The organism is Cytobacillus sp. Hm23 (assembly GCF_051842895.1).
Lineage (GTDB): Bacteria > Bacillota > Bacilli > Bacillales > SM2101 > Nanhaiella.
In genome coordinates, this window is record NZ_JBPXRQ010000003.1 from 70854 (window position 1) to 87313 (window position 16460).

The window sequence follows — 16460 nt, forward strand, 5'->3', positions numbered from 1 at the left end:
CTACTATATCTCTCACTATTTTAACAGAAATTTCTGACAGCAATCTACCTATTATCATATTCATAATTTTACTCTTTCAGTAAAAAATATAGAGGATCAACGTACTAACAATATAAAGGAGTTGAAACAATGTGTTCAAAAATGTCTTTGATTCGTATCGGGTTCATTAGTGCATTATGCTTCACAGTTATTACAGGCTGCGGCACACCTAATACTAATGAAGAGACCGGTGAAAATGCAGCTGGAGAAGAAACAACTCAAGAACAAAATGAAACAAATGAAGAAGCACCCCAAGCTTCAACGGTTAATATCCCTGCTGAAAATATTATGTCTACTCTATGGCATCAAACGTCTGGAGAACGAAATGCTTTATATTACCAAGGATATAATATTGGCAAAATGATGCTTGATCAAAATTTGACAGAGAATATTGAAAAGAAAAGAGCAATCGTTTTAGACCTTGATGAAACTGTTCTAGACAATGACCCGTACCAAGCTTATGCAGCTGTAAATGGCGTTGAATATCCTGAAGGATGGGATGATTGGATTAACTCGGCTAGTGCAGAGCTATTACCTGGTGCACTTGAATTTCTACAATATGCTGACGAAAAAGGTGTTGATATTTACTACATTTCAAACCGTAAAGAAGAACAAAAAGAAGCTACGATTAAAAATATGGAGTTACATGGAATTCCTCAAAGTACTGAAGACCGTATTTTGTTGAAAACAGAAGAATCCAGTAAAAAAGCAAGAAGGGATCAAGTTCTGGCGGATCATGAAATCATTCTTCTCTTCGGAGATAATTTAGCAGATTTTGCTGATGTTTTTGATAAAAAGACTGTTCCAGAGCGTAACTCGTCGGTAGATGATTTAAAGGCTGATTTTGGTTCTAAATTCATAGTATTTCCTAATCCAATGTATGGCGATTGGGAAGGAGCTGTTTATGATTTCAACTGGGATTTAACCCCTGAGGAGAAAGATGAAAAAAGGAAAAAGGCTATGAAACCATTCGAACGAGCAAGTTAATAGTAAATGTAACAAACATACTCAAGGAGGAGAAAGATGACTACAACCAATGTTGATTTATCAACTGTAATTAATGACAGACACTCTATCCGGGTTTATGACCCTTCAGTAAAAATTGATAAAAATGAGCTTAACGACATGATTCAGGAAGCAGCAAAAGCTCCTTCCGCATGGAATCTACAGCATTGGAAATTTTTAGTTATTGATGATCCAGACATACAAAACACCTTATTGCCGATTGCCTTCAATCAGCAACAAGTCGTTGATGCGTCAGCAGTCATTGCCATTTTGGGTGACCTTGAAGCAAATAAAAATGCTGAACGAGTTTACAGTGAAGCAGTTGCAGCTGGATTTATGACAGAAGAAGCAAAGACCACATTAATTGGGCAAATAAATGGAGCATACCAATCTCCAGAAGCGGCTCTTCATTCTGCCATACTTAACCCTTCACTTGCTGCTATGCAACTCATGCTCATAGCAAAAGCGCGAGGTTATGACACTTGCTCTATGGCTGGCTACGATAGCGCACAGTTCATCAAAACATTTAACATTCCTTCACGGTACGTACCAGTCATGTTACTAACGATAGGAAAAAAAGCGAAAGATGCCCATGCAACAAATCGTTTTCCTGTAGAAGATATAACACTTTATAACAAGTTTTAACTAAGTGAGGAGCACCTGCAAAGGATGCTCCTTCTAATCATGGTATAATACTCCTTATTACATAAAGGAGATCTCAATTAATGATTATTCATGATAGAATTTATGGAAACTTCGAAATTGAAGGTGTATTAAAAGAGCTTATCCTATCTCCTCCTGTTCAAAGACTTAAGAAGGTTCATCAAGGAGGAGCATGTTATTTAATGAATGAGAAATGGAACATAACCCGCTACGATCATTCTATTGGTGTGATGTTGCTAATTAGAAGACTTGGTGGCTGTCTCGAAGAACAAATTGCTGGACTATTACACGATGTATCACACACAGCTTTTTCCCATGTTGTCGATTACGTATACGAAAATGCGAATGAAGATTTTCATGAGCAAATATTTGACAAGGTTATTGAGCAGTCTGATATCCCTACTATTCTCTCAAACTATGGGCATGACTATAGAAAGATACTCTTCCCCATAAAACAATGGTCAATATTAGAACAGCCTTTACCAGATCTATGTGCCGATAGAATCGATTATACACTTCGAGATATGCATAGTTATTTTAATATTTCAAAGGATGAAATAAACAATTTTTTGAATTCATTAGTTATAAAAGAAGATAAAATCTGTGTAAAATCACTTCAAAGTGCCGTTTGGTTTACTGAAACATACTATAAAGAAGTCATTGATTTTTTCATGAGTCCAGAAAATGTTTATAGCTACCATCTTTTAAGCAAAGCTATAAAAATCTCCTTACAACATAAATTAATAACATCAGATGATTTATTAGACGATGATTACACCCTATTGAGTAAACTAACCAACAGTAATAATGCTGAAGTACTGGCAATCCTACAACAAATCAATAGCAATGTGAAGTTAGAGCTCAATAATACCCATTACGATATTCATGGAAAACATAAAGCAAGACTCATTGACCCAGCTGTTGTTATGGACGATTCTATCAACAAAGCATCAGGACTCTCCTCGTCGGTAGCACAACTTAATGACCACGCAGCACGCAAGTTTCGTGAAGGCGTGTTTATAAAAATCGTATAGTATCATTGTAAACAATAGAAGAATGGGTGTTGACTAGTATCTTTTAATGATTAATTACATAGTAGTTCAACAAATGGACTTACCAATAACGGTAAGTCCATTTGTTGATTTTGGCGAAAGACTGATAAACATGCAAATTTGACCCATAAAACTATGAAATTGACCGATAAGAGCAAAACCATTATGCCCGAAAAAAGCGTTCATAAGATTTATACAGAAGATTACGATGCATCATTTGTTTGATCTTCTGAAACAGACTCTTCAGTTTCTTCTTCCTTCACTTCCGAATCCTCTTTTACACTCCCCTCCACTTCTTGCTCTTCATCAATTACCGGCTCGTTATACCGCAAAACGACCATGACCTTTCTTTTGAGCTTACTTTCTAAGACACTTTCAATCGTTTTCTTAAATTGATCATCTAATATGGAACCCCCGTCAATAGTCAGTTCAACTAAATATGCCCCTGTCCCACGTTGATACTGAAACATAAAATCTTCAAGTGCGGTACCTTCAAATAATAGGAGTTTTTCTGATACTACTTGTTCGATAACTTCTTCAGGTGTACCTGTTTCGATGACTTCAACGATTTTTTCTTCAGGTTCTGGGAATAACGACTGAAAAGCATTAGTGGAACTCTCATTACTTACTTTTTGAACGAGTGTCACATCTGCTTCCAACTTTACAGGTGAAGCTAACTTATATTCCAAACTATTCTCAAGCTTGCGAATATCCTCTGGATAGATGACTCTTTCAGTATTTAGTTCTGTATTAATTATATATTCATTTTCCTCTTTGCTAAATTCAGCGGACACAATCTTTGATTCAGGTGAGAGTACTGTTAACCCTTCTTCTAATGCGTTCCTAATTGTTTTCTCTGTCCTGTCCGCCTCTATAGAATTCGCCATAAATATGATCAATGGAATACAAATTAAAACGAGCAATGTAAATGGATAAATGATATTATTCGTTACTAGTCTACTAAACAATGTTTTGCGTTCTTCGTTAACGGATATGTTTAAATAATTTGATAGCGTCGGATTAGTAAATCCAGCAATTTTAAAAATAATAATCCCTATCACAATAATTGCTACCATATTTGCAAGAAATAATAGTAATGCACCTGCAGCGTATTGAAATTCTTGCTTGGCAATCGTAATTCCAACTACACATAATGGCGGCATTAGCGCGGTAGCTATCGCCACCCCAGGTAATGTAGCACCTGATCGATAGCATATCGCATACGTCCCTGCGGCCCCGGAAGCTAAAGCAATAATTAAATCAATTAATGTAGGCTCTGTTCTAGCAAGAATTTCTGGTGTTAAATCTGATACTGGTAGTAGCAAAGTTAATAATGCTGACAAGATGATAGCAATTGACGCCCCGATAAACTCTGCTTTCATCGTCACCCGCAATAGTTTGTTATTCCCGTTAATCAAGGCAAGTGCACTACCTAGAATCGGGTTCATCAACGGTGCTATTAACATGGCACCTATAATTACCGCGGTACTATTTGATAATAAACCGTATGTTGCTACTGAACATGACAAAACAACCATGACGTAATAATACGTATCTGGTCTAGCTTCTTTCCTTATACTTTTAATAATCCGGTTTCTATCATTTACAGATAGTATACGTTTAAGCTTCTTTACCTCATTTACGTGCCCAAATTCATCGGCATCGTTGATTCTTTCTTCCATATAATTTTTTCCTCACTAGTTTTAAATGAATTATACATCTGATCATTCTAGATTAGAAGATTATTGTAAAAATAAACTAGTCAACACATGCTTTTATTGTGTAAAAAACAAAACAATCGTATCCATATTAGGAAAATGCTACAATAATATTTATGGGAGTTTCACTAGTACTAGCGAGGAGGGCACATACATGGAACAAGCACCAATTATTGAAGTTCAAAAACTTGTGAAAAGGTATGGGGATTTCACCGCTGTCAACGGCGTGGAGTTCAATGTTTATAAAGGTGAAGTATTCGGCTTATTAGGGCCGAATGGTGCAGGTAAAACAACAACGATGGAGATGTTAGTCGGCCTACGTAAACCAGATGATGGCACAGCAACAATTGCAAGTTTTGATATAAAAAAAGAAATGAAAAAGGTTAAAAATGTGATTGGTGTTCAACTACAATCAACTTCATTATTTGAGTTACTTAAAGTTGAGGAGATTTTAGAGCTATATGCAAGTTTTTACTCTACTAACGTCTCAATTCCAGCATTAATAGACGAGATGATTTTGACTGAAAAGAAAAATGATCGAGTTAAAGCTCTGTCTGGTGGACAAAAGCAACGTCTAGCAATCGCGTTAGCATTAATTCATGATCCGCAAATTTTATTCCTTGATGAGCCGACAACAGGATTAGATCCACAAGCAAGAAGAACCTTATGGGACATTATTCTTAAATTAAAAGAAAGAGGTAAATCCATTATGCTGTCTACCCATTATATGGATGAAGCTCATATCTTATGTGATCGTATTGCTATCATGGACCGAGGTCATTTAATCGCATTAGATACACCTCCGAACTTAGTAAAGAACCTTCAATCAGATAGTGCCATTGAATTTCGACTACAAGGTGGAAATGGGACAGATTTCTCACACATCGATGGCGTCAAACAAGTTGGTCAACGAGAAGATGTGTATGTTCTATATACAGATCATTTACAAAACACGTTAACTAGCCTCATCGAAACAGCTTCAAATGAGCATCTTGAATTAATAGACTTACAAACGAGAACCGCCACATTAGAAGATGTGTTTATACATATGACAGGAAGGAGTTTGAGAGAGGAATGAAAGCGTATTGGCAATTAACTTTAGCTCAGCTTCGCATATTTGCACGTAATCGGCAAGTATTATTTTGGACATTATTTTTCCCTGTATTTCTCATGCTCATGCTCGGCTCATTCCTCGGATCAGGCAATAGCATCTCTCTTTCATTAGCGATTATAGATGAAGAGAAATCGGAGCAGAGTCGCGAATTTATTGCAGTTTTTGAAAACAATGAAACGATTCAATTAGAGCAAGACATTACCGAGGAAGACGCTTTAGATTTATTAAAAAAAGGTGATTTTCAGCTTGTAGTCATTATTCCTGAAGGTTTTTCTGAAAGTATGACCGAAGTAAATGAAGATGAACCTGTATTTCAGATCCCAGTATATTATAATGAAACAAATTTTGCAGTTTCTCAAATTGGCCTAACACTTGTTGATAGTGTAGTTGATGGAATTAGTAAGCAAATGGTTGACTATCATCCTGTCGTAGTGACAGAAGCACAAGGTGTTGAAGCCTTAGATCTACAGTATATTGATTTTCTTGTACCAGGAATCGTAGCAATGATGATAATGAGTAACAACATGAACGGTGTTGCAGGACAAATTTCAGCATGGAGAGAACGAGGCATTTTACGTAGAATGCAAGGCACAACACTTAAGGCTTCTACTTTTATTGCTGCACAAATAACAGCAAGATTATTACTTAATGGCTTACAAGCAATGATTGTTTTGCTCATTGGAAATATCGTTTTTGATGTTCAAGTAAGTGGCTCATGGCTTAACCTCACCTTATTTGTCATTTTAGGAACGTTAGCATTTATGGCTATTGGCTTTATTATTGCCGGAATTGCCAAAACACCAGAAAGTGCAGCTCCAATTGCAGGCTTTCTATCATTTCCTATGCTATTTTTAGGAGGCGTATTTTTCCCAATTAACAATATGCCTGACTTTTTACAGCCTGTTGTTAAATTGCTTCCTATTTCACATTTGAGCACAGCGTTACGTGAAATTATGAATGTAGGTGCGTCACTGTCAACTATGGGGCTAGAAGCGATCATCTTGATCGGTTGGCTAATAGGTGCATTTATCGTGGCGAGCTTCACGTTTAAGTGGGAATAACTTAACAACAACCACAACAAAGCAGCCGATGTTACTGTTTTAGCAAACACATCGGCTGTTTTCATATTAGAAAATCGTGACATCTTTTCTTCTGTAAAATGATGATGAACATATAAAATCAATTCTCATGTTACAAACTTAGGATCAATTATTTACATAAATATTAAAATCATGATTTACAAAATAACCAATCAATTAAAGTACATAATCTATATTTTCTCGCCAATTCAGACTTGAATTAGCCTAACAACTTCTCTTCATTAAGAATTGACTGTACGATATGCGATGATGAATTTTCAAATAAGGAAAAATAATTAAGAGGAGTTCTTTTCGGAAAAAGCTGTTTTTGAATTTTTTTTGGTGACATACCTTTTTCATGTAGCGATAGTACTTTATCCTGTACTTCTTCTAAATAAGCTAATTTTGCTGCCATTTTACTTCTCCCATTTTCTATTACACCTGCATGTGAACAAAACATTGTTGAAAAATCATATGTTAGTATTTTTCTAATTGAGCTAATTATCACAGGTACGGATTCAAATGAGAACATAGATTTTGGGCGTGACATTAAGAATAGATCACCACTAAATAACCAACCATTGTCCTGATTAAATAACACGATATGATCATGAGCATGACCTGGGGTATGAATAATTTCAAATTTATAATTCTCTGTTTCTATCATTGGAGGGATTGCTTGAGGTGTAAAAGGCTTCCTATTCCCCCAAAATAACTTTCTATACAATGGAATAGGTTTTACGTGAATGCAATCCTCTATACCTGACTCGTGAATATACATTGGTACATTATATCTTTTTTGTATCCATTGTGACAATCCCGTATGATCTTCGTGATGATGTGTATGAACAATTTTAGTAAATGGGGTTGTTTTAATGTATTGTTTTAATTTCTCTTGATTACTGCTTGGTCCTGTATCAATAAGTAAACGATCAATCAAATATAAGTAGCTCTTTAAATTGACGTTCATAAAAGACACGGTCGATTGGACTACTTGTACTCCCTGATGCTCAAAGTGAGAAAGCAACTGACTCATCCCTTTCGAATCTTTCTTTTTTAGCTCTTTTGTATATCTTATTCTATTTTATAAATGAAAACATCCTTCTTTATAACAGTATAATTTATTTAGAATATATTTAACAAATAATTTTAAGAAAATTATGAATTTCACTTAAAAATAATGACTTTATGAAATTCACAAAATGACAAACTATTATGTTAGTCAAACGTTATGGTCGATTTGTCATGAACGCACTTTTAAAATATGTTTTTGTAAGTCCACTACACATAACCGAAAAAATAATAAAATACAAAAAACACCTAAACCATTGGATTTAGATGTTTTGCGTCTGTTAATGTTTTTATGGTCTTTCTTCAAGAAGCTCTTCTTCCTTTTTACCTGTTTCTTTCATCCTTTGTTTAAGTGCCGCTTCTTGTACCATATCATAAATTTCTTGACTTGTTTTCCCTTCGATGTCCATTCCTTGTTCGATTGCAGTTTTCATTGAATGATTTAAGCCAATAATTGTTTGAGTACTTAGACCAGATGTCTCTACACCTAGTTCTTCAGCTTCAGCTAATATTTGATTCCACCTGTGCAGTTGATGATCCAAAAATAATCTATCTATAATTTCAAATGCATTCGTCCAAAGACTCAGTGCTCGTCCTTCTGAAAGAGGTATCTTTACAGATGCATTATCAAATATCGTAGAAATTAGATCTTTAATTTCTTCATCTGTTTTATCCGTTAAATCTATCCCAACATTTTGGTAAACTTCAGGATCTAATTCATAAGCCTTCTTTAATTTTTTAATACCTTCCTGAAAATGATTTTGAATGTAGTCAAGTCTTGTTTTATCAACTTCAGCTTTAATCTCATCAGCAGTCAGATTTTTTATATCTATCCCAAACTTTTTCGCTTCATATCTTAAGGAGAGCCATTCATGATTTTCATGTAATGCATCTGAGATTTCTCTGTTTGTTTTCCCTACCGGATTAATTCCAGCAATGTATGCTTCATCAATTAGAGGATTTTCTCCTGCTGATACCATTGATAATGCTTTACCCTCTCTGATATTGTCATACTGTGTTCTGGATAGCTCTTTCCCATCTCCATCGTATATTTTCCCATCCTTAAATTGGACTAGAACTTCCTTTGCAATATTAAAGATCGTTTTACTTTCTCCATCATAAAACAAACCATTTCTTTCTATTGTATCTTCTGGAATAGTAATAGCATCACTCGCTTTTACACTAGCCGAAACTTGTGGTACTCCTTCTGTGTTTAATGCTGTGTAGCCTCCACCAATTAAGAGAGCTGAAAGTGAGGCTGCTGCGATAAATTTCTTTGTGTTCTTCATGTATATACCTTCCTTTATTTTGTTAAGAGCCTTTTACGTCTAGACCATAGCATCCAAAATACAATGAATCTTCATTAATTTTTATTCTTACTACTTTTCTAAGTAACACTTAGTCTATAATGAAGCTTCATCGTATCCATCCTGTTGCTAGGTTGGTAGCCTTAAACGTTTTGCCCTTTCACCAATATAGTAACCACGAAGGTTTTTTTGTGACAAAAAACTATTGAATTTTTTTTGTTTATTGTACAGTGATTTTCTAGCACTATTAATATGTTAAATAGAATTACCAAGCTCTATCCTATTTTATATGATTTTATTTTACATAGTAATTTTAAAAATATGGAAATAAAAAGCAGCGTCAAATATATAATAATTTTTTCACGTAAGATAAACGTAAATATAAATAAACTGTAAACTTTATCAAAACTGAATTTTCCCAGTACATTCCACTAAATCTAGTGTCACAAAATAGTGTTTGTTGGTTACTTATGAGTGAAAGGTTATTTTTAGCTCAAAAGGAAAGCATAAAAGCAAAATAGATGTAGAAAAGGTGGAATCGGTGGCAATAGAACAACAGTTTACTCAAATATACGAATCGAATTACTCATTAGTTGTAAATAAAATCATTCAAATTATTCATGATCGAACAGTGGCAGAAGAGCTTGCTCAAAATGTATTTATAAACTTATATAACTCAGATTGGAAAAAAATTGAGCATATACCCGCATGGTTAAGAAAAACAGCAATGTTTGCTTCATATAATTATATTCGTTCTGAAAAGAGGGAGTATGAGCGCATGAGAAAAGAGTTTAACAGTATAAATGATCAAATATCTTCTTCAGAGGATCAGTTTATACAAAGAGATGATATTTCAAATGTACATGTGACTCTTAACATTATGGATGAACGTGAACGTCAACTTTTAATGATGAAATACTCGGGCTTCAGTTATAAAGAAGTCGCAAGTAGCTTGAATATTAATGAAAAATCGGTAGGTAAACTACTATCAAGAGCAAGAAAAAAATTTAAGCACTTATATGAGCAACAATGGGGGGAGAACTGTGAACTGTTATAATGAGGAATTTTTACAAGCATATTTAGATGATGAACTAGAACAGTACGAACGAAAACGATGTGAGCAACATCTAGTAAGTTGTGATACTTGTAAAGGTAAAGTGAATCAATTACAATCATTTAACGAATTAATGGAAAATGCATTAAATAATTATTCACCAATTACTTATGAACAAAGAGAAGTGAAAGAAGCTTGGAGTATATTTGAAGAGAAATTAGCGGAGCAACAATCTTCATATACAGAGGAGAGTACAATCAACTTTGAAAAACAGGTTGTAAAAAGAAAGAAAAAGTTAAAGCACTTCTACAGCAAATGGGCGGTGGCTGCTTCCTTTTTCGTCATTCTGACGGGTTTGTTATTTATGCCACAAGTGAATTCTGCCGCAAAAGAATATGTTTCAAAACTTCAATGGCTCTTTACAAGGCAGGCTCTTGAATATGATACAGAAAGAAAAGAGTTACGAGATGTTGGAGGTAATGTCATCATCTACTTTGAAGATGGCAAGATTTATGACTATTATAATAACACTCTTTCAAAAGATGAGTATAGGAAGATTATTGCAGGCTATAATGGCTTAAATGTAGCTGACTCTGATGAGTTTTCTATGCGCGATGACGCTATTTTGCGTGGCATTGATATTGAAGGTAAATCAGACGAAGAAATTCAAAAGGCATTAGATGAGGACTATCGAATATCAATGGTCGAATTTGATGCAGAACAAATTGGTATTGATATTAATGGTAAAACAGAATCACAGTTAAGAAATGAGTACAGTGAAAAAGTACAAGATAATTTAAACGAAACAATTCAGAACAGTATTTCAGCACTTAAGGATGCCTATGATATTGATCCAGCGCCCTTTCAAAATAACGGCATAGATTTGACTAATAAATCTGATGAAGAAATTAAAGCTGAAGTGTATCGATTACTTGAAGATGAATATGTAAAAATACCGGGAATTGCAACAGACCATGATGAAAACAAACAGAAAGGCGATATGAATTATACAATATTAAGAACAGTACATTCAAAAATATTAACTCAATTCTTTCCATCTTGGGTTGTTGATCTGGATAATGCTCTAAAGAAAGCAATGGAATTAGATATTGATACAGAGGGTTTAGTAGGTACAGAAATAGTCAATTTAGTCAACGAAATTGAAAATGAAACAGAGAAGAGTAAAACGGAAAATTAATAGAATCGCAAACTGGATTCCTACTGAATTCCCACAATGAATATTGAAATTTAACACCTTATGATAGAAGCAACCTTCTACTTCCTATAGTGAAGATTGCTTCTATACAAAATGAACATGTATTAATTAGATCTGTACGTGAACATATAATCATACTCAGGAGAGAGAGAACATGAAACTTGCACCAAAAATATTTAAATCAGCTTCAATTTCAGCTCCATTAAATGAATACGCCAATAAGCTTGGAATTATTTCTACTGGTAAAACAACTGATGAAATTGAAGATTTAATCGTAGAAAAACTAGCTGAACAGCAAATACAACTTAACCTTGAAAGGTCCAAAATGATACATCACCTGAGTGGTTTCCTTAATAAAAAAACTAACAACTGATGAAAAAACACATTAATAAGGTGATACAAACAATAGATATTATATGCATCATCTTATTATGTCATCTATCGCTGTTCTGCTCTTCAGAATCAAAATGTAACTGATAATGTATAAACATTGTTTACTCAATTAAAAAAATCCAACATTGCTATTTTTCAATGCTGGATCATCCTATTTATTTCATTTCCTTAATATCGTGACTAACTTCTACTTCTTTGGAGTTTTTTCTTATATAATGAATGATAAAAGTGACACCAAATACCGCTAATAAAATTCCAAAAAACAGTCCTTCTTCGACATGGATGCCTAAAGTGGCAGCAGCAAGCATTTTTAGACCTATAATGGCAATTAATACAAATGCAGCTGTTTCAAGCTCAGGTATACGCTCTATAAGCGCTAAAAATACTTGAGCAATACCACGCATCATTAATACGCCTAACATACCACCGATAAAAATAACCCAAATCTCACTTGAGACACCAAAGGCAGCTATAACACTATCAATACTAAAAGCGATGTCCATGAGCTCCACAGCAAGCACTGTTCTCCAAAAGCCCATTTTCTTGTTTTTCACTTTTTTTTCGCTATGCTTCTTAATAAAGTGGGAAATCGCAAGCCAAAGCAAATATGCTCCACCGAGAATTTTTACCCACGTAATTTTAATTAAAATGACACCTAAGCCGATCGCAATAAAGCGGAACACATAAGCACCAAGAATACCATAGAATAAAGCTTTCTTCTTTTGCTTTTCAGGAAGGTGTTTGACCATAACCGCTAAAACTAACGCATTATCGGCAGATAATAAACCTTCTAAAATAATTAAACTACCGATAATAGTCCAATTAGTAGGATCTGATACGACTTGTTTAATTGCTTCTAGTGAAAAAAATGATGCATAGCTATTAAATATTTCTTGAAAAAATTCTATCATAAAGCTTCATTTTCCCCTTCAATTACGACCTTATCGATCTTAATAATATATCCATTGTAACTTTTGCTAGATTGTATGATTTAGCTCTAGTACAAAAAAGCTTACTAGGTTTTTATTTGCATCTCTCTTTTTTTAATTGGATTTCAATGCTCACAAATTTTAATTATAATCGTTTCTTACATGTAAGTAAATAAATACTCCGAACCATACTTGCATGATCATCTTATATATAGCTAAGCTTTAAGGTAATAGAAGATATTAACAAAGTTCTATCCCATTCTCTACATTTCTTATATACTACGGTAAACAGCAAAAATCAGATGGCTAGTTTCTCCACCTGATCTTGTGCTTTCAATAAATATGAGTGACTTGCCCCATAATCAAGGTATAAACACAATATCACATCTTTGTCCTAGGCTCTTTCCATAAACTTTGATGCTTTTATTAACAAATTTGTACCATAAGAAGTGACTTTATATTTTCGTCATCATTGTACAGTAGAAAAGATGCCACGAGAACGTTAGTGATATTCGTGTTTAGCTCTTATGACGCAAAGCAACACTTAATACGAAAACAGCCTTTTCCATCAAACCTCTTATAGCTGTTCCGATTTTTAAAGATAGCAACTGATTTCAGTTTAGCTACCTATTTTACTTAATAACAATTCGAGCCGTATCATTTCCTACCTTTACTTCTTCATATTTTGTTAACGATTCAACAAATTCAAGTTCGTTCACTAATAAATTCTCACGTAATAAATGTTCAAAGCTATTCACTGCTTGTAGCATTTCATCATCAAGCTGCAGTGAAATATCGATTCTTTTTTCAACAGGCAACAATAATTTCTTACGATATTCTTGAACCGCACGAATGAGTTCACGAACTTTCCCTTCATGTAAAAGCTCAGTTGTTAATTGTGTATCCAGAAGAACCGTAACTGAAGCCCCTTCTGCCATTTGATATTCGCCAACTGTTGATTTTTCAACAATGATATCTTCTAAACTGACCTCAAACTTATTACCATCCACTTCCACAGTAAGTTCTTTCGTTTCTAACAGGTCTGCCACTTCATTTGCTGATTGACTTTGAAGATGCTGATGAATGTGACTACTGTATTTGCCATATTTAGATCCAGCTTTTTTAAAATTCAACTTTAAGGAATAATGAAAATATTGACTCTCATCACTTTCATTCATGATCACTTTAACATTTAATTCTTCTTTTATGATGTCAGTATGACTTTGTAACCGTGTGAACTTCTCATCTTTGGTCATGATAATAAGCTTTTGAAGTGGTTGTTTCACTTTCAATCCTGCATTATTCCGAGCTTGCCTTCCGAGTTCAACAATTTGACGTGTTGCATCCATTTCAAGTTCAAGCTGATTATTAATGATTGTTTCGTCCACTTCAGGATAATCGCTTAAGTGTACACTTTCTCCCGTCAAGTTTTCAAAGACATCCTCTGCAACAAACGGAGTAAACGGAGCTAACAATTGACTGCTTTTCGTTAGCACTTCATAAAGCGTCGCATAAGCAGCTAGTTTATCATCGTCCAGTCCTTCTCGCCAAAAACGGTGACGCGATCTTCTTACATACCAATTGCTAACTTCATCAATAAAAGTACTCAATAACCTTGCAGCTAAGGTGAATTGATAATCGTCAACATACAACTTAACTTCTCGAATCGTACTATTTAAGCGAGATAACACCCAATGATCTAGGGTCGTATAGTGAACATCGGTAAATAAATTAGGTGAGATTTGATCAATACTCGCATATAGCGTATAAAAACTATGCACATTTACAAACGTGTCAACGAGTTTAGACTTAGCTTCCGCTACGACTGCTTTCGAAAAACGCTTTGAATTCCAAGGAGCACTATCTGCTATAAGCGCCCACCTTAACGCATCCGCACCAAATTCTTCAATTAATTCTAGCGGATCAAGAACATTCCCTTTACTTTTAGACATCTTTTGGCCATTTTCATCGAGAATATGACCAAGTGAAAGTACTCTTTTATATGGAGCTTTTCCTGTGAATAATGTTGAGATTGCTAACAAACTATAAAACCAACCTCTAGTTTGATCGATACCTTCAGCAATAACATCAGCAGGAAATTGATCTTTAAACAATTCTCCGTTCTCAAATGGGTAGTGGTGTTGGGCAAATGGCATTGAGCCACTGTCAAACCATACATCTACCACCTCTGGAGTACGGTTCATATTGCCCCCACAACTTCGACATTCAACCTTCACATCGTCAACATAAGGTTTATGCAGTTCCAAATCTTTATCAACATGCTCTACACTGTTCGCTTGCAACTCCTGAATGCTTTTTGGGACAAATTGTTGATCGCACTGTTCACATGTCCAAATGTTTAGAGGCGTTCCCCAATATCGATTTCTACTTATATTCCAATCAACAACATTTTCTAAAAATTTGCCGAACCTTCCGTGCTTCACATGTTCTGGGTGCCATGTCACCTGTTCGTTATTACTGAGTAGGCGATCCTTCACAGCAGTCATTTTAATGAACCAGCTATCTGTCGCATAGTACAGTAACGGTGAGTCACACCTCCAACAAAAAGGATAGCTATGCTCATATTTTTGCTTATGAAACAAAAGATTGTTTGCTGCTAAATATTTGATAATATCTACATCACAATCTTTCACAAACCTCCCTGCAAACATCGGAAGGTCATCTGTGTAACGTCCTGATTCATTAACTACATTCACGAAGCTTAACTCATATTGTTGTGCAGCGCGATAATCATCTTCTCCATATGCTGGTGCAATATGGACGACACCCGTTCCATTACTATCAGTTACAAAATCCGCTTCAATAACAATATGACCTTTCTCTACAGGGACGTTGTCAAATGGGGCGTCATAGGCTATTCCTACTAGCTCATCCCCCTTCATTCTTGAGAGAAGTTGATAATTATCTTGTAGTACATTTTCAGCCAATGCTTCTGCTACGTAATACACCTCTTTACCTTTTTTAGCTTTTACATAGGTTATTTGAGGATTAACAGCTAATGCAACATTTGCAGGAAGCGTCCAAGGTGTTGTCGTCCAACCAAGAAGATATTCATGTTCACGATCTTTGATAGGAAATTTAACAGTTACACTTAAATCCTTTACATCTTTATACCCTTGTGCAACTTCATGGGAGCTTAACGATGTTTGGCAACTAGGACAATATGGTGACACACGATGTCCTTTATATAAAAGGCCTTGCTCATGAATCGTTCCAAGAATATGCCATACACTTTCGATATAACTGTTTTCTAATGTCACATACGGATCCTCTACATCCACCCAATAACCAATTAGTTCTGTAAAGGTGCTCCATTGTTGTTCATAAGCAAATACACTTTCTTTACACTTGTTTATAAATTTTTCGATCCCATATTTTTCGATATCATGCTTACCTGATATTCCTAATTGCTTTTCAACACCTAATTCTACAGGTAAGCCATGTGTATCCCATCCTGCTTTGCGTAACACTTTATATCCAGCCATCGTTTTATAACGTGCGACTAAATCTTTAATAACACGACCTAATACGTGCCCTGCATGGGGTAAGCCATTTGCAGTGGGCGGTCCTTCGTAAAAAACAAAGCTTGTGCTTTCTTCTCTGTTGCTAATTGATTGTTTAAAAGTACCCTCTTTTTTCCAACGTTGCTGGACTCTCTTTTCTCTATTGCTTGCTTGTTCTTTCACATCAACCTTTCTCACAGTACCACTCCTTTTAATTTTGGCTGTTTCGTATTATTGTTTTCGTTTTGAAAGTTTCATGGCATCTTCATACCATGATTGACTGTTGTAATTTAATA

The 16460-nt window shown here is 34.9% G+C and carries 13 protein-coding genes; 8 read left to right on the forward strand and 5 right to left on the reverse strand.

The window, feature by feature from the left end:
- Positions 1 to 129 precede the first annotated feature (129 nt).
- The 3 genes from ACSVDA_RS02900 to ACSVDA_RS02910 all read left to right on the forward strand — a co-directional run bounded on the left by ACSVDA_RS02900 (position 130) and on the right by ACSVDA_RS02910 (position 2741).
- Positions 130 to 1026: a 5'-nucleotidase, lipoprotein e(P4) family gene (locus ACSVDA_RS02900; RefSeq protein WP_485880689.1), complete on the forward strand. Its 897-nt coding sequence runs from the start codon at positions 130 to 132 to the stop codon at positions 1024 to 1026.
- A gap of 36 nt (positions 1027 to 1062) precedes the next feature.
- Positions 1063 to 1689, forward strand: coding sequence for a nitroreductase family protein (locus tag ACSVDA_RS02905; RefSeq protein WP_485880690.1), 627 nt, complete (start codon positions 1063 to 1065; stop codon positions 1687 to 1689).
- Between the two features lie 80 nt (positions 1690 to 1769).
- Entirely contained in the window at positions 1770 to 2741 is a 972-nt protein-coding gene (locus ACSVDA_RS02910) for an HD domain-containing protein (RefSeq protein ID WP_485880691.1), read from the forward strand.
- Positions 2742 to 2962: 221 nt separating this feature from the next.
- Here the strand turns inward: ACSVDA_RS02910 and ACSVDA_RS02915 are convergent, their stop codons facing one another.
- Positions 2963 to 4441 carry a TIGR00341 family protein gene (locus ACSVDA_RS02915; RefSeq protein ID WP_485880693.1) on the reverse strand — a complete coding sequence of 493 codons (1479 nt, stop codon included), beginning with the start codon at positions 4439 to 4441 and terminating at the stop codon, positions 2963 to 2965.
- A gap of 190 nt (positions 4442 to 4631) precedes the next feature.
- On the opposite strand from ACSVDA_RS02915, the gene ACSVDA_RS02920 reads away from it, so the two are divergent.
- Together ACSVDA_RS02920 and ACSVDA_RS02925 are read left to right on the forward strand one after the other, a co-directional pair.
- A complete protein-coding gene (locus tag ACSVDA_RS02920; protein ID WP_485880694.1) occupies positions 4632 to 5555 on the forward strand; it encodes an ABC transporter ATP-binding protein in 924 nt (307 codons plus the stop codon).
- Positions 5552 to 6652 carry an ABC transporter permease gene (locus ACSVDA_RS02925; protein WP_485880695.1) on the forward strand — a complete coding sequence of 367 codons (1101 nt, stop codon included), beginning with the start codon at positions 5552 to 5554 and terminating at the stop codon, positions 6650 to 6652. The genes ACSVDA_RS02920 and ACSVDA_RS02925 overlap by 4 nt, the downstream gene beginning before the upstream one ends.
- 238 nt (positions 6653 to 6890) lie before the next feature.
- Here the strand turns inward: ACSVDA_RS02925 and ACSVDA_RS02930 are convergent, their stop codons facing one another.
- Together ACSVDA_RS02930 and ACSVDA_RS02935 are read right to left on the reverse strand one after the other, a co-directional pair.
- Entirely contained in the window at positions 6891 to 7640 is a 750-nt protein-coding gene (locus tag ACSVDA_RS02930) for an MBL fold metallo-hydrolase (RefSeq protein WP_485880697.1), read from the reverse strand.
- A 391-nt stretch (positions 7641 to 8031) separates the two neighbouring features.
- Positions 8032 to 9030: a hypothetical protein gene (locus tag ACSVDA_RS02935; RefSeq protein WP_485880699.1), complete on the reverse strand. Its 999-nt coding sequence runs from the start codon at positions 9028 to 9030 to the stop codon at positions 8032 to 8034.
- A gap of 559 nt (positions 9031 to 9589) precedes the next feature.
- Here ACSVDA_RS02935 and ACSVDA_RS02940 point away from each other — a divergent pair.
- The 3 genes from ACSVDA_RS02940 (at position 9590) to ACSVDA_RS02950 (ending at position 11691) form a co-directional block, all read left to right on the forward strand.
- Positions 9590 to 10105, forward strand: a complete 516-nt coding sequence (locus tag ACSVDA_RS02940; protein WP_485880701.1) for a sigma-70 family RNA polymerase sigma factor — start codon at positions 9590 to 9592, stop codon at positions 10103 to 10105.
- Positions 10092 to 11300, forward strand: coding sequence for an anti-sigma factor family protein (locus tag ACSVDA_RS02945; protein WP_485880702.1), 1209 nt, complete (start codon positions 10092 to 10094; stop codon positions 11298 to 11300). Before ACSVDA_RS02940 ends, ACSVDA_RS02945 begins: the two co-directional genes overlap by 14 nt.
- A 172-nt stretch (positions 11301 to 11472) precedes the next feature.
- Positions 11473 to 11691 carry a hypothetical protein gene (locus ACSVDA_RS02950; RefSeq protein ID WP_485880703.1) on the forward strand — a complete coding sequence of 73 codons (219 nt, stop codon included), beginning with the start codon at positions 11473 to 11475 and terminating at the stop codon, positions 11689 to 11691.
- 175 nt (positions 11692 to 11866) lie between these two features.
- On the opposite strand, the gene ACSVDA_RS02955 is transcribed toward ACSVDA_RS02950, so the two are convergent.
- Positions 11867 to 12622 (reverse strand): TerC family protein, encoded by a 756-nt coding sequence (locus ACSVDA_RS02955; RefSeq protein WP_485880705.1) that lies wholly within the window; start codon positions 12620 to 12622, stop codon positions 11867 to 11869.
- Between the two features lie 650 nt (positions 12623 to 13272).
- On the reverse strand, positions 13273 to 16347 hold the full coding sequence (gene ileS, locus ACSVDA_RS02960) for an isoleucine--tRNA ligase (RefSeq protein WP_485880892.1): 3075 nt from the start codon (positions 16345 to 16347) through the stop codon (positions 13273 to 13275).
- Positions 16348 to 16460 lie beyond the last annotated feature (113 nt).